Source organism: uncultured Slackia sp. (assembly GCF_959608125.1).
GTDB lineage: Bacteria > Actinomycetota > Coriobacteriia > Coriobacteriales > Eggerthellaceae > Slackia.
Genome location: NZ_CAUHPG010000005.1, coordinates 32,264 through 53,718, shown reverse-complemented (window position 1 = coordinate 53,718; position 21,455 = coordinate 32,264). Strand labels below are relative to the sequence as shown.

Annotated in this window: 19 protein-coding genes and 1 tRNA gene; 16 read left to right on the top strand and 4 right to left on the bottom strand. The window is 63.5% G+C overall.

Annotated elements, in window-relative coordinates; translation table 11 throughout:
- The first annotated feature begins 100 nt into the window (after positions 1 to 100).
- Both trpS and Q6E04_RS02745 read left to right on the top strand, forming a co-directional pair.
- Entirely contained in the window at positions 101 to 1,150 is a 1,050-nt protein-coding gene (trpS, locus tag Q6E04_RS02750) for a tryptophan--tRNA ligase (protein ID WP_303249278.1), read from the top strand.
- A gap of 183 nt (positions 1,151 to 1,333) precedes the next feature.
- Complete coding sequence (locus Q6E04_RS02745; RefSeq protein WP_303249277.1) at positions 1,334 to 1,756, top strand: DUF2871 domain-containing protein; 423 nt, start codon at positions 1,334 to 1,336, stop codon at positions 1,754 to 1,756.
- An 81-nt stretch (positions 1,757 to 1,837) separates the two neighbouring features.
- On the opposite strand, the gene Q6E04_RS02740 is transcribed toward Q6E04_RS02745, so the two are convergent.
- The 3 genes from Q6E04_RS02740 to dtd form a co-directional block, all read right to left on the bottom strand.
- Entirely contained in the window at positions 1,838 to 2,161 is a 324-nt protein-coding gene (locus tag Q6E04_RS02740; RefSeq protein WP_303249276.1) for a heavy metal-binding domain-containing protein, read from the bottom strand.
- Positions 2,162 to 2,220: 59 nt separating this feature from the next.
- Positions 2,221 to 2,829 carry a DUF4230 domain-containing protein gene (locus Q6E04_RS02735; RefSeq protein WP_303249275.1) on the bottom strand — a complete coding sequence of 203 codons (609 nt, stop codon included), beginning with the start codon at positions 2,827 to 2,829 and terminating at the stop codon, positions 2,221 to 2,223.
- 170 nt (positions 2,830 to 2,999) lie between these two features.
- Complete coding sequence (gene dtd / locus Q6E04_RS02730) at positions 3,000 to 3,446, bottom strand: D-aminoacyl-tRNA deacylase (RefSeq protein WP_303249274.1); 447 nt, start codon at positions 3,444 to 3,446, stop codon at positions 3,000 to 3,002.
- Positions 3,447 to 3,566: 120 nt separating this feature from the next.
- Between dtd and Q6E04_RS02725 the strand changes: the two genes are divergently transcribed.
- The 12 genes from Q6E04_RS02725 (at position 3,567) to Q6E04_RS02670 (ending at position 16,067) form a co-directional block, all read left to right on the top strand.
- Complete coding sequence (locus tag Q6E04_RS02725; protein WP_303249273.1) at positions 3,567 to 4,223, top strand: HAD family hydrolase; 657 nt, start codon at positions 3,567 to 3,569, stop codon at positions 4,221 to 4,223.
- A gap of 224 nt (positions 4,224 to 4,447) precedes the next feature.
- Positions 4,448 to 4,927: a ribosome maturation factor RimP gene (gene rimP, locus Q6E04_RS02720; protein WP_303249272.1), complete on the top strand. Its 480-nt coding sequence runs from the start codon at positions 4,448 to 4,450 to the stop codon at positions 4,925 to 4,927.
- Positions 4,928 to 4,975: 48 nt separating this feature from the next.
- Positions 4,976 to 6,178 carry a transcription termination factor NusA gene (gene nusA / locus Q6E04_RS02715; RefSeq protein ID WP_303249271.1) on the top strand — a complete coding sequence of 401 codons (1,203 nt, stop codon included), beginning with the start codon at positions 4,976 to 4,978 and terminating at the stop codon, positions 6,176 to 6,178.
- A gap of 34 nt (positions 6,179 to 6,212) precedes the next feature.
- On the top strand, positions 6,213 to 8,960 hold the full coding sequence (gene infB / locus Q6E04_RS02710; RefSeq protein WP_303249270.1) for a translation initiation factor IF-2: 2,748 nt from the start codon (positions 6,213 to 6,215) through the stop codon (positions 8,958 to 8,960).
- Between the two features lie 205 nt (positions 8,961 to 9,165).
- On the top strand, positions 9,166 to 9,558 hold the full coding sequence (rbfA, locus tag Q6E04_RS02705; protein ID WP_303249269.1) for a 30S ribosome-binding factor RbfA: 393 nt from the start codon (positions 9,166 to 9,168) through the stop codon (positions 9,556 to 9,558).
- Between the two features lie 4 nt (positions 9,559 to 9,562).
- Entirely contained in the window at positions 9,563 to 10,570 is a 1,008-nt protein-coding gene (locus Q6E04_RS02700; RefSeq protein WP_303249268.1) for a bifunctional oligoribonuclease/PAP phosphatase NrnA, read from the top strand.
- A complete protein-coding gene (gene truB, locus Q6E04_RS02695) occupies positions 10,567 to 11,577 on the top strand; it encodes a tRNA pseudouridine(55) synthase TruB (protein ID WP_303249267.1) in 1,011 nt (336 codons plus the stop codon). The genes Q6E04_RS02700 and truB overlap by 4 nt, the downstream gene beginning before the upstream one ends.
- A complete protein-coding gene (gene ribF, locus Q6E04_RS02690; protein ID WP_303249266.1) occupies positions 11,561 to 12,481 on the top strand; it encodes a riboflavin biosynthesis protein RibF in 921 nt (306 codons plus the stop codon). The genes truB and ribF overlap by 17 nt, the downstream gene beginning before the upstream one ends.
- 63 nt (positions 12,482 to 12,544) lie before the next feature.
- Positions 12,545 to 12,721 carry a preprotein translocase subunit SecE gene (locus tag Q6E04_RS02685; protein ID WP_303249265.1) on the top strand — a complete coding sequence of 59 codons (177 nt, stop codon included), beginning with the start codon at positions 12,545 to 12,547 and terminating at the stop codon, positions 12,719 to 12,721.
- Positions 12,722 to 14,584: a DNA primase gene (gene dnaG / locus Q6E04_RS02680; RefSeq protein ID WP_303249264.1), complete on the top strand. Its 1,863-nt coding sequence runs from the start codon at positions 12,722 to 12,724 to the stop codon at positions 14,582 to 14,584.
- Positions 14,585 to 14,712: 128 nt separating this feature from the next.
- On the top strand, positions 14,713 to 15,891 hold the full coding sequence (rpoD, locus tag Q6E04_RS02675; protein WP_303249263.1) for an RNA polymerase sigma factor RpoD: 1,179 nt from the start codon (positions 14,713 to 14,715) through the stop codon (positions 15,889 to 15,891).
- 101 nt (positions 15,892 to 15,992) lie between these two features.
- Positions 15,993 to 16,067 (top strand) — tRNA-Ile (locus tag Q6E04_RS02670).
- Positions 16,068 to 16,185: 118 nt separating this feature from the next.
- Here the strand turns inward: Q6E04_RS02670 and Q6E04_RS02665 are convergent.
- Complete coding sequence (locus tag Q6E04_RS02665) at positions 16,186 to 18,123, bottom strand: LTA synthase family protein (RefSeq protein WP_303249262.1); 1,938 nt, start codon at positions 18,121 to 18,123, stop codon at positions 16,186 to 16,188.
- A gap of 81 nt (positions 18,124 to 18,204) precedes the next feature.
- Here Q6E04_RS02665 and polA point away from each other — a divergent pair, with 81 nt between their 5' ends.
- Together polA and rplU are read left to right on the top strand one after the other, a co-directional pair.
- Positions 18,205 to 20,850: a DNA polymerase I gene (gene polA, locus Q6E04_RS02660; protein WP_303249261.1), complete on the top strand. Its 2,646-nt coding sequence runs from the start codon at positions 18,205 to 18,207 to the stop codon at positions 20,848 to 20,850.
- Between the two features lie 288 nt (positions 20,851 to 21,138).
- Entirely contained in the window at positions 21,139 to 21,435 is a 297-nt protein-coding gene (gene rplU, locus Q6E04_RS02655) for a 50S ribosomal protein L21 (RefSeq protein ID WP_303249260.1), read from the top strand.
- Positions 21,436 to 21,455 lie beyond the last annotated feature (20 nt).

Sequence of the window (21,455 nt, the reverse complement as noted above, 5' to 3'; positions counted from 1 at the left end):
CCTTCGCGCGTCGGTCGTGTTACCATAGTCTGCCGACAACGCCGAACCTGCCGCATCCGCCGCACGCGGGCGGCATGACTATTCGAAGGAGCGCCCAACCATGGCAAACGAAGGAAGCTTTGAGGCGAGCCAGAAGCGCAGCGACGAGATTCGCGCCGACCTGACGGCTCATCCTGAGAAATACACGATGCTGACGGGCGACCGCCCGACGGGCAGGCTGCATCTCGGCCACTACTTCGGCACGCTGAAGGGTCGCGTCGAGCTTCAGAACATGGGCGCGCGCACCAACGTGCTCATCGCCGACTACCAGGTGATCACCGACCGCGACACCACCGAGCACATCCAGGACAACGTGTACAACATGGTGATGGATTATTTGGCGTGCGGCATCGACCCCGAGAAGACGATGATTTACACGCACTCCGCCGTTCCCGCCTGCAACCAGCTCATGCTGCCGTTCTTGAGCCTGGTCACCGAAGCGGAGCTGCAGCGCAACCCCACCGTGAAGGCCGAGATGGAGGCGTCGGGCCACGAGCTCACGGGTCTTCTTCTGACCTATCCCGTGCATCAGGCGTGCGACATCCTGTTCTGCAAGGGCAACGTGGTCCCCGTCGGCCGCGACCAGCTGCCTCACATCGAGCTGACCCGCACGATCGCCCGCCGTTTCAACAACCGCTACGGCCAGGTGTTCCCCGAAGTCGACGCCCTTCTGTCCGACACCCCGCTTCTCCCCGGCCTTGACGGCCGCAAGATGAGCAAGTCCTACGGCAACGCCATCAGCATCTCCATGACCGCCGAAGAGACCGCCAAGCGCATCAAGAAGAGCCAGACCGACTCCGAACGCATGATCACGTTCGATCCCGAGAATCGTCCCGGCGTTTCGGGCCTCATCTCCACGGCCGCCATCTGCACCGGCCGCGACGAGGTTGAAATCGCCGAGGAAATCGGCATGGGCGGATCGGGCGCGCTGAAGAAATACGTGACCGAGGCGGTCAACGAGTACTTTGCTCCCATTCGCGAGCGCCGTGCCGCCTTCGAGAAAGACCTCGATTACGTCAAGGACGTGCTGCACGAGGGTAATAAGCGCGCCAACGAGATCGCGAACCAGACGCTTGCCGAAGTGCAGGAAGCCATGGGAATGGTCTATTAGCGCATTCTTTAAAACCGATGCCGAAACCGCCCGAATCCGGGCGGTTTTTTCGTATGGGGGATAGCGGGGCAGACCCGATTGTCGGGAGGTTATGCAAAAAATCTGAACGATGTTCACTAATTGTTATACTGAGCGAAGAAAGCGGCAGGCGTGCAGGAGCGCCTGCGAAAGAAGGGAGCCCCCATGAAGAAATATATGAATTGCGCGATCGTCTATGCCGTGCTGGCGCTTGCAGGCGGCGTGTTCTTCCGCGAGTTCACCAAGCTCAACGGATTCGACGGCGCCACGGCCCTCGGCGTCATCCATCCGCACTACATGATCCTCGGCGTGCTGTTCTTCCTGGCGCTGACGATCTTCGTCCGCGTGTTCGGCGGCGAGAAGAAGGGCCTGAACAAGGTCCTCATCGGCTATCAGGTCGGTCTGAATGCCGCCGTCGTCATGATGCTCGTGCGCGGCGTGTTCGAGGTTCTGGGCGCGGCCTTGCCTTCCGGCGCCGACGCCGCTATCTCCGGCATCGCAGGCCTGAGCCACATCGTGCTCGGCGTATGCTTGGTGTGGACGCTCGTCATTCTGAAGAAGTCCGTCGCCGCCGCCGGCCAGGCGTAGCGCGATTCGCTCGAGCTTGCGACGCAACGGCGCTCGAATCGAAAGAGGGGTGGAAGCCTGAGCTTCCACCCCTCTTCGCGTTTACAGGGCCTCGACGGTGACGGCGGTGCCGCTTGCCGTGACCATCAGCATGTCGCCTTCGCCGAGCACCTCGTAGTCGAGGTCGACGCCTACGACGGCGTGCGCCCCCATGCGGGCTGCGCGCTCTTCCATTTCGCGCAACGCCTTGGTGCGTGCCTGCTCGAGCTCGTTTTCGTATCCGCTCGAACGGCCGCCGAACACGTTGCGCAGCCCTGCGCCGATGTCGCGCAGGAAGTTGACGCCGGTGACGACTTCGCCGAAGACGATGCCGTAGTAGCCGGTGATGCGATATCCCTCGACGGATTGGGTGGTGGTGACGATCATGGATACTCCTTTCCCACGGATGCGCCAGCGCGCTCAGGCGGCGGACGCCTCGTTTTTCGCTATGCCGCGTCCGCCTGCTCGGCCGGTTCGCGGAAGCTTACTTCGATGGTGTAGTCGCCGTCTTCGGTGAAGGGCAGAAGCATGGTTTCGACGATGGTCTCGGCCTGCTTCTGCGCGTCGCCGATCATGGCCGTGCGGTCGACTTTCGCCTCGGCGTCATCTTGCGCCATCTGGAGCGCCTTGGCGGTGTCGTCGCGGTCCTGCCAGTTCAGCAGCGCGTATCGCTGGTCGTAGAATTGCAGGGAATCGGGGTCGATCGCGATGCTTTGGACGGTGGCCGCGGGAAGCGACACCTTCACGGAAGAGCCTGCGACCTCGACCGTCGCCTGGGACAGGTCGACGCCCGCGCGCACGTCGGCGTCGTAGATCATGGTGAAGGCTTTCTTCGTCAGAAGGGGAAGCTCGCCTTCCTCGTAGGTGACGAGTCCTCGGTACTCGAGCTTCATCGTGGCCAGCTCGCTGCATTCGACGAGCTGCTCGGCCACCGTGTCGGCGCTCATCGTGACCGAAGGTTCGGCCGCGCGGTCGAGCAGCTTGGCTCCGAGGAAGCCGACGGCGACAAGAGCAGCGGCTCCGATGACCACGCCCCAGAAACGGATGCTTTTCATGGTATTCCTCTCGGGTGGGGGCCGGCGCCGGGCGGCGCGCGGGGAGGGCTTGCACCTTCCGGGCGCCATCGTGACAGAACGGCGCGGCCGGGCGAAGGGTTTGTTTCCCTCCCGTTGCGCAGCGCGCCTATCCGTTGCCGGCGCGTTATGAAACGCGCTGCCGGCCGGGCTTACAGGGTGTCGGTGTCGAGCCAGATGGTGAAGGGGCCGTCGTTGACGAGCTCGACTTTCATGTCGGCGCCGAACAATCCGGTGCCGACATGCCCCACGTCTTCGCGCACGAGGCCGACGAAGTACTCGTAGAGGCGGTTCGCCTCGTCGGGCGCGCCGGCGTTCACGAACGACGGGCGGTTCCCGCGCTTGCAGTCGGCGTAGAGGGTGAACTGGCTGACCACCAGCACGTCGCCGCCGACGTCCGCCAGGCCGATGTTGGTCTTGCCGTTCTCGTCCTCGAAGATGCGCATCTTCGAGATCTTGGCCCACAGCTTGTCGGCCTGCTCCTCGCTATCGTCATGACCGACGCCCAAGAGGATGACGAACCCCTTGCCGATGCTTGAAACCGTTTCGCCGTTGATATCGACGTGGGCGCGGGTCACGCGTTGCACCAAAGCTCTCATATATGTTCCTTTCCTCGGCCGTCTGCGGCCTTCTTTTCGCGTTGCGCGCCTATGATACGCTAAAGTGCGAACGTCATATCCGGGTGCATTTCGGGACCCGGTCTTCACGAAAGGTTTTCCATGTCCGCTTTGCAAGCCGTCCTCTTTGATAACGACGGAACGCTCGTCGACACGCACGACCTGCTTCTCGACAGCTTCCGTCATGCCACCCGGTCCGTGCTCGGCGAGACCATTTCCGACGCGCGCCTTATGGCGAAGGTCGGGCAGCCCCTCGCGGTGCAGATGTGGGACTTCACCGACGATGCCGACGTCCATGACGAGCTGTTGCGCGTATATCGCGCTTATAACGAAAGCGTCCACGACGATCGCATCTCGCTTTTTCCCGGCACGCGCGAGGCGCTCGAGCGGATGCGCGATGCGGGCATGGTGCTCGGCGTGGTCACGTCGAAGATGCATCGCCTGGCGGCGCATGGTCTGGACGTGCTGGGCATCGCAGAGTTCTTCGACTGCGTGGTGGGCGCCGATGATTGCGAACGCCATAAGCCCGATCCCGATCCGGTGGCGCTCGGCGCGCGCCTGGTAGGCGCCGATCCCGCGCGCTGCGCCTACGTGGGCGATAGCCCCTTCGACATTCAGGCGGGCAATGCCGCGGGCATGCTGACGGCTGCGGTCACGTGGGGCATGTTCGACGAAGGAGTGCTGCGTGCCGAAAACCCTGGCTTGATGTGCGGAGATTTCGGCGGATTGGCCCGCATTCTGATCGAAGAGGGCCGCTAAGTTCGGCGTCCGCCGCCGCGACGTTCGCATATATTCTGTATTCGAACGATGAACCGACGTCGCGCCCTTGCGCGCGTTCTGTCTGCTGTGGTATAAGAAATATCGTATTTGCGCGGCTGGTACGTGCGATACGCTAAAACTTTTTCTGACGCATGAGAAAGTGGGCACGGCCCGCTTTCTTTTTGTATAAGCACCTATTCAGGGTGTCTGGAAAGGAGGACGGGATGCTTTCGTCCAAAGAGGCAAGCTTGCTTGCCGCCCTCGAGCCGCGCGCGGCCGACGAGGGAATCGAAATCGTGACGGTCGAAGTGGTCGGGTCCCGCAAGGCTCCCACCATCCGCGTGTATCTCGATACGCCCGAGGGCATCACGTTCGAGGAGATCACGACCGCCCAGGCGTGGGTGAACGAGATCATGGACGAGCTCGATCCGTTTCCGGGAGCCTATACGCTTGAGGTGAGCTCTCCCGGCATCGACCGCCCGCTGCGCACTCCCGAGCATTTCGCCCGATTCGCCGGCGATGAGGTCTACGTCATGACGACGTCGCCTATCGACGGCCGCAGCCGATTCAATGCCCGCCTGTGCGGCTTCGACGAGGGGAAAGGCTGCGTCGAGCTTTCCATGGAGGATGGAGCGAAGATCGACGTTCCTCTGGGCGATATCAAGAAGGCGCATGTCAAGGGCGTCATCGACTTTTCCCGATAAAGACCGAGCGAGCACGTACGATACGTACGTCGACGAGGAAGGAATACCATGGCATCCGAACTTATGGAGGCTTTGCAAGCCCTGGCGCACGAGAAGAAGATCGACGAGTTCTATCTGATCGAACGTCTCGAGGCATCGCTTGCCAAGAGCTATCAGAACATTCTCGACCTGGAATGGGATGCGCGCGTGACGATCGACCGCACCACGGGCCGCATCTACGTCTACGAGCTGGTTCCAGTGGGCGAGCCCGATGAGGAGACCGGCGAGTACAGCGAATTCGAAGAGCGCGACGTGACTCCGAACGACGTGAGCCGCATCGCCGCGCAGAACGCCAAGGGCGTCATCGCCGCCATGGTGCGCGAGGCCGGCCGCCAGAGCATCTACGAAGAGTTCAGCGACCGCGTGGGCGACATCGTGACGGGCACGGTCCTGCAGGTCACGCCCGACTTCACGATCGTCAAGATCCGCGACGGCGTCGAGGCCGAGCTGCCTCATTACGACCAGAAGCGCAACCCCGGCGAGCGCAACGAGCGTCCCGCGGGCGAGCATTACCGTCACAACCAGCGCATCAAGGTGCTGATCATCGACGTGCGCGACCCCAATGCGCTCGAGCCCCGCGTCCGCGGCGACCAGGCGCGTCCCGCAATCGTGGTCTCGCGCACCCATCCCGACTTGATCCGCCGCCTTTTCGAGCTCGAGGTCCCCGAGATCTACGACGGCATGGTCGAGGTCAAGTCCATCGCCCGCGAGCCCGGCGCCCGCTCCAAGGTCGCCGTCGCCAGCCGCGAGAGCAATCTCGACCCGGTGGGCGCCTGCGTCGGCCCGAAGGGCAGCCGCGTGCGCATGGTGGTCGAAGAGCTGCGCAACGAGCGCGTCGACGTGATCCAGTGGGACGAGGATCCTGCGAAATACGTCGCCCAGGCGCTCAGCCCCGCTCGCGTGACCCGCGTGAGCATCGACGAGGCCAACCACTACGCCACCGTGGTGGTTCCCGACGACCAGCTCTCCCTGGCAATCGGCAAGGAGGGCCAGAACGCCCGTCTGGCAGCGCGTCTGACCGGATGGCACATCGACATCAAGTCCACGAGCTTCGGCATCGCGCCGGCGCCCGAAGTGAATATGCTCATCGACGAAGAGCCCGAGGAGGACGAGGCGGAATTCTGCGCCTTCGTTTCCGAGGACGGCGCGCATTGCCGCAATCATGCCCGTCCCGGCAGCCGCTTCTGCGGCATTCACGCCGACGAGGAGTAGTTCGAGAGAGTAGAGGATAGACGAGGAGTACCGTATGGCCAGCATGAGAGTTCATGAATTGGCGAAGGAATTCGGCATGGACAGCAAAGAGCTGCTCTCTCGCATTCAGGATATGAAGATCCCCGCGAAGAGCCACGCAAGCGTTCTGTCGGACGACAACGTCGAAGCGATTAAGAAAGCTATCGCGCCCGAGCTGGGCGAGAAGGCGGAGGGCATCGATGCCGAGGCCGCCAAGGCCGCGAAGGCCGAGAAAGAGGCGGCCGCGAAGAAGAAGGCCGAGGAAGAGCGCGAGCGCCGCGAGGCGGTCGAGCGCGAGCGTGCTTTGCGCGACGCCGAGCGTGCCCGCCGCGCAGGCGGTTCCGGCCAGGCCGCGGCCGATAAGCCGCAGGCCAAGAAGAAGCCCGCGCCCGCACCCGCTTCCTCCGGCCTTTCCAGCCTCGCACGCCAGATCGAGGAGCAGAAGGCAGCCGAGGCGCAGCGTCGCGCCAAGCAGGCGGCCGACGCCCGTGCCGCGAAAATCGCGGCCGAGGTCGCCAAGCGCAAGGCCGTCGCCGAAAGCCTCGCCCAGCGCGGTGGCAAGAAAGGCACGTCCAAGCAGGCTGCTCCGGCGGCGAAGAAGCCCGCCCCCGCGCCTCGCGCGACGTCGTCGTTCGATTCGCTGCTGTCTCAGATCGAGGCCGAGAAGGCCCGCATCAGCGCCGAGAAGGCGAACAAGCAGGCGACCGCTCCCACCCGCGCCCCCAAGAAGCAGGGCGGCAAGGGCCAGGGCGGCAAGCGCGGCACGCATCATTTCGAGCCCGACGTTCCCGAACTCGCCACCCCGGCGGGCGAGGACCGTTACGCCCAGATGGCCGTCCAGGCCGAGAAGCTCCAGCGCGACAAGGTGCTCGCCGAGGCCCGCGCCGCCGTCGCCGCCGCTTCCAATAACGAGGGCGAAGGCCGCCGCAAGAAGCGCAAGGAAAAGCGAGAGGCAGCTCAGCGCGAGCGCATGGCCATGGAGGCCATCGAGAAGGGCATCGATCCCGATCTGGTGCTCGACGACAGCGTGGTCGAGGTCATGCAGGGCTCGACGGTCGGCGAGTTCGCCGACCTGATGGGCGTGCCGTCCAACGACGTCATCAAGCGACTGTTCATGCTCGGCCAGGTTCTCACGGTCACCCAGACCATGACCGACGAGCTGATCGAGCTGATCGCCGACGATATGGGCCGCAAGGTCCGCGTCGTCTCGCCCGAGGAAGAGTACGCCGTGGTGTATAACGACACCGAGGCGGACCTCAAGCCGCGTCCTCCCGTGGTCACCGTTATGGGCCACGTCGACCATGGCAAGACCTCCACGCTCGACGCGATTCGCCATACCGGCGTCGCCGCAGGCGAGGCCGGCGGCATCACGCAGCACATCGGCGCTTCCGTGGTCAACATCGACGGCCGTCAGATCACCTTCATCGATACCCCGGGCCACGAGGCCTTCACGGCGATGCGCGCCCGCGGCGCTCAGGTGACCGACGTCATCGTCCTGGTCGTTGCAGCGGACGACGGCGTCATGCCGCAGACGATCGAGGCTATCAACCACGCCAAGGCGGCGAACGTGCCGATCGTGGTCGCGGTCAATAAGATCGATAAGCCCGGCGCCACGCCCGACCGCGTGCGTCAGGAACTGGTCGAGTACGGCGTCATCCCCGAGGAGTGGGGCGGCTCGAACATGTTCGTCGACGTTTCCGCCAAGCAGCGCATCGGCATCGACGACCTGCTCGAGACCATCCTGCTGCAGGCCGACGTCCTCGAGCTCAAGGCGAACCCCGATGCCCTGGCGTCCGGCTTCGTCATCGAGGCCAACCTCGATAAGGGCCGCGGCCCGGTCGCCACGGTCCTCGTGCAGCGCGGCACGCTGAAGCCGGGCGATACTGTCGTCGCGGGCACTAGCTACGGCCGCGTCCGTGCTCTGATCGACCCGCGCGGCAACCATGCCGAGGCGGCGCGTCCGTCCGATCCGGTCGAGATCCTCGGCCTTTCGAGCGTTCCCACCGCAGGCGACGAGTTCCGTGTCTTCGAAGATGAGCGCGATGCCCGCAAGCTGGCCGAAGAGCGCGCCCTGCGCGAGCGTCTGAAGGCTCAGGAGGCGAAGACCCACATGAGCCTCGACGACCTGTTCAGCCGCATCGAGGAGGGCACGACCGAACTCAACCTCGTCGTCAAGGCCGACGTTCAGGGTTCGATCGAGGCCCTGCGCGACGCCTTCGACAAGATGGATCAGTCCGAGGTCAAGATCAACATCATCCACTCCGCCGTCGGCGGCGTGACCGAGACCGACGTGACCCTGGCCGCGGCATCCGACGCCATCATCATCGGCTTCAACGTTCGCCCGACCGCGGGCGCTCGCAAGGCGGCCGAGCACGAGAAGGTCGACATTCGCCTGTATCGCGTCATCTATCAGGCGATCGAGGACATCAACGCGGCCCGCGTGGGCATGCTCGCCCCCGAAATCGTCGAGCGCGACACCGGTTCCGCCGAGGTCCGCGACGTCTTCCGCGTCCCCAAGGTCGGCAACATCGCGGGCTGCTACATCACCGAGGGCGAGATTTCGCGTGACGACAAGGTTCGCGTGGTCCGCGACTCGACGGTCATCTTCGAGGGCAAGATTTCCTCGCTGCGTCGCTTCAAAGACGACGTCAAGACCGTCAAGCAGGGCTACGAGTGCGGCATCGGCGTCGACGGCTACCAGGACATCAAGGTCGGCGACGTCATCGAAGGCTTCCGCATCGAAGAGGTCGAGCGCACCGAATAACGCATCCGGCGCTTTGCCCGCCGTTCAGGCGTCCGGCTCCCTTCAGGGCGTCGGACGCCTCGCTTATCGCGATGGCGCGCATGGGATTTTGTGCGCGCCATCCTGTCGGCGAGAGTCGTCACGTCGAGTTTCCCGTGTCGGGTTTTCGACGTGACGCATCCTGCCGACGGTTTATGCATGAACCCTTCTGGAAGGAGGATTCGTTATGAAACAATCCAATGCGAATCGCAAAGTCAACGAACAGGCTCGCGAGATTCTCGCGAGCATTCTGCTATTCGAGGTGTCCGACCCCCGCCTGCGTCTTGTGACGATCACCGGTTGCGAAGTGAGCTTCGACCGCAGCGTGTGCAATGTGTTCTACACCACGGAGCCTGACCGCTACGAGGATGCCGCCGCGGGCTTCGCCGCAGCGGCGGGCCGTATCCGCAGCCTGATGGGCAAGGGCCTGTCCTGGCGCGTCACTCCCGAGCTGCGCTTCATACTCGACCCCTCGGTCGACGAGGCCGAAAAGATCACCGACGCGTTGGCCCGCGACGCGGCGCGCAATGCCGAATCGGCCGAGAAGAGCCGATTCGAAGAGGACGCAGAGGAGGAATAACGCCATGGCGGTGACTCCTCAGACCAATATCACGCTCGAGGTGATGGCCGAACGCATGAAGGGCTGCGACGATTTCGTGCTGTGCGGGCACGTGAACCCCGACGGCGACTGCCTGGGCTCTCAGCTCGCGCTCATGCATGCCCTGCATGCAATCGGGAAGCGCGCGACCTGCTTGCTGGTCGAGCGCGATTCGGTCGATCTGGGCCTTCGTTTCCTGCCCGGCGTGGACGGCATGGTCGCGGCGTGCGACTTCGACGGCCAAGCGGCGACGTTCGTGGCGTGCGACGTTCCTACCGTCGCACGCCTGGGCGCCGCGGCCGATATCCAGAGCCGCGCCCGGATGCGATTCACCGTGGACCACCACGCAGCCGATGTGTCGATGTCGGAATGCAATTATGTCGATCCCGACGCGCCCGCATGCGGCATGATCGCATGGGAGCTCGTGAAGCTGCTCGCGGGGGACAGCATTCCCGCTGCGTCGGCGATGTGCTGCTACACCGCCTTGATGACCGATACCGGCCGTTTCCAGTACCAGAACACTACGCCTGCCGCCTTGCGCGCGGCCTGCGAGATGGTCGAGGCGGGCGCCGATCCCGCGCTCGTGTCGAGCGAGGTGTACCAGAGCCGCAGCTTCGCATCGCTCATGCTCGAAAAGGCCATGCTTGAAAACGTCACGGTGGCCGAAGACGGCCTGTGGGCGTTTTCCTATCTACGCAAAAGCGACTTCGATCGACTCGGCGCGGTGAAGGCCGATGCCGAGCCTCTGGTCGACATCGTGCGCTCTCTTGCAGGCGTGCGCGTTGCGTGCATGCTGCGCGAGCAGTCTGACGGCGTGCGCGGCAGTCTGCGTGCGAAGGGCGAGGAAATCGACGTTTCCGAACTTGCGCGCGCGATCGGCGGCGGCGGCCATCGCGCGGCGGCGGGCTTCACGTTCGAAGGCTCCCTCGATGAGGCGGTTGCGGTACTGCCGGCGCATCTCGACGGGCTCGTCGACAAGGCGGGGCTGCGATGAAGCGGGGACAGAGCGGCATCTCATGCATCGTCGGCGTCGACAAGCCGAGCGGCATGAGCTCGCATGACGTGGTGAACGCCTGCCGCAGGATATTCGGCGAACGCCGCGTCGGACATACGGGCACGCTCGATCCTCTGGCTACGGGCGCGCTGTGTATCTGCATCGGCCCGGCCGCCAGGCTCGACGCGTACATGACGAACCACGATAAGACTTACGATGTGCGCATCGCTTTCGGCGTGGCTACGGACACCGACGATGCGGAAGGCGAGCCGATTCGCGTATGCGAGGTGCCGGTCGAGGTATGCGATCCCGATTTCGCCAGGGCGCGCGTGGCGGCGCTGGTCGGATGCCACAAGCAGCTTCCTCCGGCGTATTCGGCTATCAAGCGCGGCGGCGTGAAGGCGTGCGACGCGGCTCGTGCGGGCAAGGTCATCAAACTCGAACCGCGCGATATCGAAATCTATGCCGCCGAGCTGCTCGACTTGGAGCGCGATCACGACGCCGAGGTCCTGTATTGGGATGTGCGCCTGTCGGTGTCGAAGGGCACCTATATCCGCTCGGTCGCGCGCGACGTGGGCGCCTCTTTGGGCACGGCGGCGCACGTGCAGGCGCTTCGCCGCCTGAAGGCGGGCGCACTCGATGTGCAAGACTGCCTTTCGATCGAGGCGCTTGAAGGCCGTGGGCTCGACGCCGCTATCGATCCCGTGTTCTTACTGGGCTATCGCATGGCGTTTCTTAGCGACGAGCAGGCGGCGGCCGTGCGTAACGGAGCGTTTCTGCCCATTCCGTCGCTCGAGCTTTTCGAAGCGCCGTGCCGTTTCGACGAGTCCGATTGCGGCCCGATGCGCGCGGCGAAGCGCAGCGCGGTCGGGCTCGAAGACGGCGAAACGGTGAGCTTGGTGGCGGGCAACGAGCTTCTCGCCCTCTATACCGCACGTCCAAAGCAGGGCCATCTGCGTCCCTGCTGCGTTTTTTCTCAAGGAGTGATTCGTGGTAAAGGTCTGTAGCGTCGACGAAGCGTTCGATCACGAACTGCTTTCCGGGACATCGTGCGCGTTCGGGGTGTTCGATGGAGTCCATCGCGGGCATCGTTTCCTGATCGACGAAGCGAAACGTACCGCGGCCGAATTCGGAGGCCGTTCGGTCGCCCTGACATTCGACATCGATCCCGACGAGCGTTTCCATGCCGACCGCCTTAAGAAGCTCATGACGAACGAGCGTCGCATCGAAGCGTTGGCTCGGACGGGCGTCGATATGGTGGCGGTGCTGCCGTTCACGCCCGCATTCGCCGCGCAGGCTCCGCTCGATTTCTTGTCCGCGACGTTCGGCGAGTCCTTCCCGGCGGCTTTGCATGTCGGCTGCGATTTCCATTTCGGAGCGAAGGCCGCAGGGCAGGTGAGCGATCTGCAGGAATGGGCCGATGTCCGCGGCGTGCGCGTTTTCGCGCACGATTTGAAAAGCGCGTTCGACAAGCCGATCACGGCGACGCGCATCAGGCTCCTTCTCGCCGAAGGACGTTGCGAGGATGCAGTCGATTTGCTCGGCCATCCGTATTCGTTCGACGGCGTGGTGACCGCAGGTCGAGGCGAGGGTTCCGGCATGGGGTTCTGCACGGCCAATATCGAGCTTCCTCCTATGATGCAGACGCTTGGAGAGGGCGTTTACGCCGCATGGGCGACGGTCGGAGGCATGCGCTATAAGGCGGCGATGAGCATGGGAGTGGCTCCCACTTTCGCCGAGGCCGTGGCGACGAGCGAGGTGCATATCCTCGATTTCTCGGGGTCGATCTACGGCGAGACCGTGACGGTCGAGCCGGTGCATTACCTGCGCCCGATGATCAAATTCGATTCCGTCGATGATTTGATCGCGGAGGTGCAGGCCAATATCGCGTGGGTTCGCGCGAATTTGTAGAAAGCAAGAAGCCGTCGCAGGGCCGAAGCGCCGTAGGCGACGTCGTCGGAAAGCGGGGACGGTATGAAGTCTGAATACTACGTGTGGATCGCGGGCGTCGCATTCGCGCTCGCGGCGTTCGCGGTCGCGATCATGGCCGTAGGCTATCAGCCCCTCACGTTCGGCCGCGGTGCGACCGTGGCGGCGCTCGTCGTGGTCGGCGCGGTTTCGTTGGCGCTCCGTCGCAGGGGGCGAAACTAGATGGCAGCCGTGTCGGATGACGACATAAGGCGTGTACGCGAGGCGAGCGACTTGGTGGCGATCGCAGGCGAGCGCGTGGTGCTTAGGCAGCGCGGCCGCGATTTCTGGGGATGCTGCCCTTTCCATAGCGAGAAGTCTCCGTCGTTCAAGGTCGATCCCACCACGCAGCTGTGGCATTGCTTCGGCTGCGGCGAGGGCGGCGACGTGTTCAGCTTCGTCATGAAGCTCGACGACCTGGGATTCATCGATGCGGTGCGCGAACTCGCCCGCCGCGCGGGCATCCAGCTGACCGAGGAGCCGGGGGTCGCTGCCGCGCGCGGTCGCAAGGCGCGTCTCAAAGAGGTTTGCGAAGCGACTGCGGCGTTCTATCATCTTCAGCTCATGAGGCTGCGCGGTCCCGAGGCAGACGCCGCGCGCGCGTATCTGTCGTCGCGCGATCTGGGCGGCCGCGTTCCGAAGGATTGGAATCTAGGATACGCGCCCGGTAATCAGGCGCTCGTGCGTCATCTGAAATCGATGGGCTTTTCGGCCGATGACATGGTAGAGGCAAACGTCGCCATGCCTTCGAAGCAGGGACGCGGCCTGCGCGACCGCTTCTTCGACCGCATCATGTTCCCGATCCGCGACGTCGAAGGCGATACGATCGCGTTCGGCGGGCGCGTCGTGGGCAAGGGCGAGCCGAAATATCTGAATTCGCAGGAAACGCCCGTGTTCCATAAGTCGCAGGTGCTATTCGGCCTCGACAAGGCGAAAGCCGCCATGGCGAGCACCGGCGTCGCGATTATCGTCGAAGGCTATACCGACGTGATCGTGATGCACGAAGCCGGTGTGAAAAACGCGGTGGCGACGTTGGGGACGGCGCTGACCGTCCAGCATATCCGTACCATCTCGCGCCATGCGAAGCGACGCATCGTGTATCTGTTCGACGGCGACGAAGCCGGTCAGCGTGCGGCCGATCGCGCGGCGCGCTTCGTCGACGAGAGCATGCTGCCCGAGGCGGGGCGCTCGAAAATCGACCTGTGCGCCGTCACGCTGCCCGACGACCTCGATCCGGCCGATTTCGTGCAGCAGCGCGGCGCCGAAGCCCTCGAGGAGCTGATATCGCGCGCGCAGCCGCTTCTGCGTTATGCGATCGATCGCGCGTTTTCGAAGTACGACCTGTCCGATTTCGGCCAGAAAAGCAGGGCTTTGGCTGACGGCCTCTCTCTGCTCGCGCCCATCAAACATTCGGTTCTCGCGCAAGAATACGCGGGCTATATCGCCGACAGGCTGCATTACGACATCGGCATGGTGACCGAAAAGCTCGCGGGCGTCACGGCGCCGCGGACGTACGACCAGGCGCCGGCCGAGGCGGCTTTGGCGCCGCTTGCGCAGCCTGCCGTGTCGCTGCCGCCTCGCGAGCGGGAACGTTTGCGAATCGAGCGCGAATTCCTGGCCTTGTGCGCGCGCCACGCCGACGTGGGGCTTGCTTACGCCGATGCGCTCGTGCAGACGATTTGGCATCGTGACGCCCATCGCTGCGTAGCCCAGGCGCTGATAGCCTATCTGGCCGAGCATCCCGAAGCGAGTTCGCCCGGGGAGGTGGTACGCGGCGTGTCCGCGATGGTGGAAGGGGCCGCTTCGACGCTGACCGCGGCCTCGCTCTACGACGACATCGAACCTGAGCAGCTCGCTCGGTTTCTCGCCGACGAACTGGCGATTCGCGATATGGAGGATTCGATCGCGGCCGTCAACGCGCAGCTGAAGCATCCCGAGGACATGGCGCCCGAAGAATACGAGCAGGCCTACCAGGACGTGGTCATGCTCCAGCGGGAGCTGGTGGCTTTGCGAAGCGCGCATCGCCCGCTCGGGTCGCACGATTAAGAAAAAACGACGATGACAAGAAAGGCCTGGTCAAGTTGCATTGACCAGGCTGGTGAATTCTTGGTACAATTGTAAACTGTATCTTTAGGGCCATTGTGCCCATTTTCTGCGGCGAAAGGATAGCATCTGTGTCTGCTGCCAAAGCGAAAACAACTGAAGATCCCAAGAAAAGCAAGGCAAAAGGAGAGGATGCCGCTCTTGCCGGCGACATGGCTCTCGAAGACGAGAAGATAGACTCTTCGCTGTCTGACGACGAGGACCTGCTCGAGGGCATTCCCGAGGAAGAGCTCAAGGCCGCCGAAGACGCCGAAGTCAACCTGCCCAAGGTATCCACCCGCGCTTCGAAGGTGCGCCGCCGTTCGGCCGACACCTCCGTCACCATGCTCACGGGCGACCCCGTGCGCATGTACCTTAAAGAAATCGGCAAGGTTCCCCTGCTGACGGCCGCCGAGGAAATCGACCTCGCCATGAAGATCGAGGCCGGCGTCGCCGCCACCGCCGAGCTCGAGAAGGCCGAAGAGGAGGGCATCGAGCTCGAGCGCCGCGAGCGCCGTCGTCTGACGCGCGTCGAGCAGGTGGGCATCGATGCGAAGCAGCAGCTTATCGAAGCGAACCTGCGTCTCGTCGTATCGATTGCGAAGCGTTACGTCGGCCGCGGCATGCTGTTCCTCGACCTCATTCAGGAAGGCAACCTCGGTCTCATCCGCGCCGTCGAGAAGTTCGATTACACCAAGGGCTTCAAGTTCTCCACGTATGCCACGTGGTGGATTCGTCAGGCTATCACGCGCGCTATCGCCGACCAGGCCCGTACCATCCGTATTCCCGTGCACATGGTCGAGACGATCAACAAGCTCGTGCGTATCCAGCGTCAGCTGCTTCAGGAGCTCGGTCGCGACCCTTCGCCGGAGGAAATCGGCGAGAAGATGGGCCTGACCGCCGAGCGCGTCCGCGAAATCCAGAAGATCAGCCAGGAGCCCGTTTCCCTCGAGACGCCGATCGGCGAAGAGGAAGACAGCCAGCTGGGCGACTTCATCGAGGACGATGCCGCTATCGTGCCGCCCGACGCGGCGAGCTTCTCCATGCTGCAAGAGCAGCTGGGTAAAGTGCTCGACGGCCTGGCGGAGCGCGAGCGCAAGGTCATCAGCTTGCGCTTCGGGCTCGAAGACGGCCATCCGCATACCCTCGAAGAAGTGGGTCGCGAATTCGGCGTCACTCGCGAGCGTATCCGTCAGATCGAAAGCAAGACGCTCGCAAAGCTGCGTCATCCCAGCCGTTCTTCCAAGCTGAAGGACTATCTGGAGGACTAAGGCGGCGTATTTCGCATGCTGGCGGAAAATGGATACGTTTTATTGCGATTCGCTTTGTTTGCGGTACAATAACCGAACGCTTCGTCGCGGATGAAGCAAGCGGGCCTGTAGCTCAACGGTGGAGCAGGGGACTCATAATCCTTTGGTTCTCGGTTCGAATCCGGGCGGGCCCACCATGGAATATCGAAGGCTGGAAGCATTGCCGCTTCCAGCCTTTTTTGCGGTCTGGACGAAGGGTTGCAAAACGCCCGCCCGCTCTGTTTCGAGTTGCTGCGGACGGACGTTTCGGGCGGCTTATTCTTTCTCGAAGAGATTCGCATGTTCGACCATGGAGAGCTGGCGATAGGCGTCGGAGCCCTCCGCCGCATCGCCGTGCCAATGCCATTCGCCTTGCGCGTCTTGATAGCCGTTCAGATTGATGGCGGGGATGTCGTCGCGCATGGCGAGAGTGAAGGCGAAGTACTCGTCGAGGGGCAGGCCTGCGGCGCGCAGAAGAATGGCGCCGAGGTAGTTCAGACTCGTGTCGGCCACCTGCGGCTCTTCGGAGACCTTGCGCAGCTCTGTGTCGTTCGTCCATATCATGTAGGGTGTGACGTAGCGCTCCTGCACGAGGTCGATGCCGGTAGGTGCTTCGACGCCTGTTTCGGCGCCCGCTCCGTCTTCGGATTCGGCTTGCGAGCCGTCGCCGTAGGCTTCGCCTGCAAGCCATTCCACGAAGCCCGGCTGATGGTCGCCGAAAAAGCACACGATGACGGGGCGCTCGAGTTCGCGCAGCTCGTCGAGGAACTCCACCAGTTCGACCTGGGAACGCTCGATGCAGCTCAGATATTCGTTCACGTCGTCGTACTCGACGCCGTCGAGGGGCGCGCGCACCATGTCTTGCGCGGGGATGCTGCCCGTGTCATAGCCGCCGTGGCTCGCGATGGTCACATCGAAGATGAAGCGCGGCTCGTCATCTTGGCGCAGCAGGTCCAAAATCAGATCATAGGTCGAGGCGTCGCTGACCATGCCGCGAAACATTTCGGCGTCGGGGAAGCTGTCCTCGTCGTAGAACTCGTCGAATCCGAGCTGGCGGTAAACGCGGTCTCGACGCCAGTTCTCCTTCGGGGCGGGATGAATCGCGCTTGTCTTGTAGCCTATAGAGGAAAGGTAGCGCGCCAGATTGTCGGCGCCGCGCAAGTCATAGAGCATATAGGGATAGACGCCCGCGCCGAGCATGCCCATGGTCGATCCCGTGAGGAACTCGAACTCGCTGTTGCACGTGCCGCCGCCCATGGCGGATACGTAGCAGTCGCCCTTCACGAGCGCGTCGATCCTGTCGAACGCGACGGTTCCCGCGTAGGTTTGCGCCACGTTGGGGTAGCGCGACAAGTCGGAAAACGTTTCGTTCATGATCGCCACGACGGCGGGGCGCACGTCGGGCGCCGTGGCGGGGGAGTCTTCGACCGCTTCGGCGGCCATTGCTATGGCGGCCTTCTCTGCTCTGATCGCGGCGGCTTCCTGCGGCGAATAGTCCTCGGGCGGGCGCGGCGCGATCAGTTGGCTGCGCTGCAGAAAGCACAGAAGCGATCCGTGCTGCTGATAGGAATCGAGGCTGCTCCACACATCGACGGTGCATCCGTAGTCTTTCTCGATATCGGCTGCGGAGAACCACATGGAAAACGCGACCAGGATCGCGGCGCCTGCGCTCGTATTGACCGCGAGCGAGCGTTTCGTCGGTTTCGAGGCGGGAAGCATCGCGATGATTCCGCAGAAAACGGCCAGGAGGGCGAAAGAGCCCAGCACGCTTTCGCCGAGCGCGTAGGTGTAGCCTCCGCTTACGGATGCGGCCGTCTGCAGCGCCATGACGTCGGAAGGCAGGATCGGTTGGCCCTTGAACGACGCCACGAAATAGTTCGCCGTTCCCGCGGCGAAGCAGGCGCACAGAAACGCCGCCATCGCCGCCTTCGAGCGCTGTCCGAGGAAGAACGCGATGGCGAACAGCGCGGCCGTCACGCCGAGCCCGGTCGCGACGAACGAGGCCTCCATCGAAAACGTCAGGGGGTTGTATGGCATCTCCATCAGGAGGAACCCTGCGGGGACGCACGCTGCGGCGACTATGGGTTTCGCATGGGAAAGCACGCGGCCGAAGCGGTCGGCCAGATGTTTGCGCCGTATGATGGCGTACGAAAGGAAACAGAGGGCCGCGATCGCGCATGCGACGGCGATCGGGCCGGCTTGGATTTCGACCATGAAACCGTCCTTGATAAACGGGCCTGCGCGAGGCGTCTCATGCCTGCGCCGGCGAGGGCGTAAGAAGGTAAAAGGAGCATTATGCCAAATTCGCCGAAAAAAATAGCCGTCATCGACGGTAATTCGCTTATGCATCGCGCCTACCATGCGGTGCCTCCCACGATGAACGCCCCGGACGGCACGCCCACCAACGCCGTGTTCGGCTTCATGTCCATGTTCTTGAAGCTCTACGAAACCACGATGCCCGACGCGGTGGTCTGCGCGTTCGATGCCGGCAGGCCCGCGTTTCGCATGGAGGCGCTCGAGCAGTATAAGGCGACCCGTCCGCCTATGGACGATGCGCTGCGCGCGCAATTCCCCGTGATCGAGAGCCTGCTCGAGTCGATGAACGTGCCCGTGGTGCGTATCAAGGGCTGGGAGGGCGACGACGTGCTCGGCAGCATCGCCGCCATGGACGAGGCGCTCGGCTACGAGACGCTGCTCGTGACGGGCGATAAGGACGCCTACCAGCTGGTAAGCGATCTGACGCGCGTGGTCACCACGAAGAAGGGCATCAGCGACGTGGCCGTGTACGGCCCGGCCGAGGTCGAGGAGCGCTACGGCGTCACGCCCGCCCAGTTCCCCGATTTTCTAGGCCTGAAGGGCGATTCGTCCGACAACATCCCGGGCGTTCCGGGCATCGGCGACAAGGGCGCGGCCAAGCTGCTGCAAAACTTCGGCAGCATCGACGGCATTTACGAGAACCTCGACAAGCTCAAGGGCAAGCAGCTCCAGAACCTCGTCGAAAACAAAGAGGCGGCGTTCACGAGCCGCCGCGTCGCCACGATCGCGCGCGATCTCGATATCGACATCGACCTCGAGGCGGCGGCGTTTCCGGCGTTCGAGGAGGAGAAGGTCGTCGAGGCGTTCCATACGCTGCGCTTCAACGCCCATCTTTCCAAGGTGCTCGCGCTGGCGGGCGCCGATGCGTCGCTTACGGCCCCGGCGAAGCTCGAGCTGCCGAACGAGCCCGTCCTGACGGGCGCCGAGGCCGAAGAGGTCCTCGACGCCGCAATCGCGGAAGGCGTCATGGTGGGCGTGGAATTCTACAGGCCCGCGCAGGAAAGCCTTTTCGAGCCGACCTCTGCGCTCTTCGTCGGGACGGGCGAGCGCGTCATGTCCTTCGAGGGCGATGCGGCGCGCGAGGCGTTCGCGCGCATCGTGCGCGACGGGGCGTTTTGCGCCCTCGATGTGAAGCGAGCCCTGCAGGAGGTCTATCCTGCCGACGGGTCGATTCCCGCGGCCGTCGAGCTTTCCGACGTGGCGGATTCCCGTTATTTCGATATCGGGCTTGCGGCGTATCTGCTCAATTCCAATATGAGCCGCTATGAATACGAGACGCTGTGCGACGCCTATCTCGGAGCGACGCTGCCCGAAGCCTCTTCGGCCGAGGCGGCCGCAGCCGCCCACGCATCGGTCGCGCGCATGTTGAGCGAGGCCCTGCGCGAGGCGCTGGACAAGGACGGAAGCCTTGCATGCTACGCCGATATCGACGCGCCGCTCGTCGCGACGCTCGCGGGCATGGAGCGCGTCGGCGCCGCGCTCGATAGCGTCACGCTTGCCGAAATGGGCAGCGTGACGAAAGGGGAAATCGATGCGCTGAGGCAGGAAATCGTCGACCTGGCGGGCGAGGAGTTCAACGTCGATTCGCCCAAGCAGCTCGGCCATATCCTCTTCGAAGTGCTCGGGCTGCCTGCGGGCAAGAAGACCCAGCGCGGCTTTTCCACCGATGCCAAAACGCTCAAGGGTCTCGAGGGCAAGCATCCTATTGCGAGCAAGGTGCTGCGCTATCGAGAGTTGGCGAAGATGCAGTCGACCTACATCGACGCGCTTCCGCGCATGTGCGCGGGCGACGGCCGCGTTCACACGAGCTTCAATCAGACGGTCACCACCACGGGCCGTCTGTCCTCGAGCGAGCCGAACTTGCAGAACATCCCCGTGCGCACCGAGTTCGGCCGCCGCATCCGCGAGTGCTTCGTGCCTTTGCGCGCGGACGACGTCTTCGTGTCGGCCGACTACTCGCAGATCGAGTTGCGCCTGCTCGCCCATCTGTCGGGCGACGAGAGCCTGATCGATTCGTTTTGCGGCGGCGCCGACTTCCATGCGGCGACGGCGGCGCGCGTGTTCGGCATTCCCGTCGGCGAGGTGACGCCCGAACTGCGTAGCCGCGCGAAGGCGGTCAACTTCGGCATCGTGTACGGCCAGCAGGCGTTCGGCCTGGCAAGCTCGCTTGGCATCGGCTTCAAAGAAGCCCAGGAGATGATCGACCGTTATTTCGAGGTGCATCCGCGCGTGCGCGAGTATCTCGACGAGACGGTGGCCGAGGCGAAAGAGACCGGCTACGCCGTCACGATGTTCGGCCGCAAGCGCCATATACCCGAGCTGCGTGCGGGCAACGCCGTGCAGCGCGGCTTCGGCGAGCGCACGGCCATGAACCATCCCATGCAAGGCAGCGCGGCGGACATCATCAAGCTCGCCATGAACGAGGTGGCGCGCCGCCTGGCCGCCGACGGCTTCGAGAGCAAGCTCATGCTGCAGGTGCACGACGAGTTGGATTTCAGCGTGCCGCGCGAGGAGCTCGAGGCGCTTTCCGCCATGGTGGAAGAGGTGATGGGCGGCGTCGTCGAGCTGAAGGTGCCGCTCGTGGTGGACGTGCAAAGCGGCGCGAACTGGGCGCAGGCGCATTAGAGGCCTGCGGTCCCGAATGCGGCGCAGGGGAAGGGCGCCTTGCGGCGCCTTTCACGCGCGGGGGCCGAGTAGAGGCAGGTGGGGCTCAAAGGCCGCTAAGCGAAACCATTGTGAAAATGACGAAATCACGACTAGGCGAACGGCCCTTGGTATGGTAAAGTCTTCGCTTGCCTCTGATGGCGTGTTTTCCTCTAAATATTGGGACTTAGCCCCCCAAATGTATTGACGAGTGTGCATGGCGCGATGTACAATATCGCCCTGCGTTTTAACACATTCAAGGAGAATTACATGTACGCAATCGTGAAAACCGGTGGTAAGCAGTATAAGGTCACTCCGGGCGAATACCTCTCCGTCGAGAAGCTCGACGCCGAGGTCGGCGAGAAGGTCGAGCTCGAGGCCATCTGCGTTGTCGACGGCAGCAAGGTCGACCTCGATACCAAGGCCAAGGTCGTCGCTACCGTTCTTGACCAGTACAAGGACAAGAAGAAGCTCGTCTTCAAGTTCAAGAAGCGCAAGAACTACAAGAAGCTTCGCGGTCATCGTCAGAACCTCACTCGCATCCAGATTGAGAGCATCGGCGAATAACGGGCCGAAGAGAACAGAAG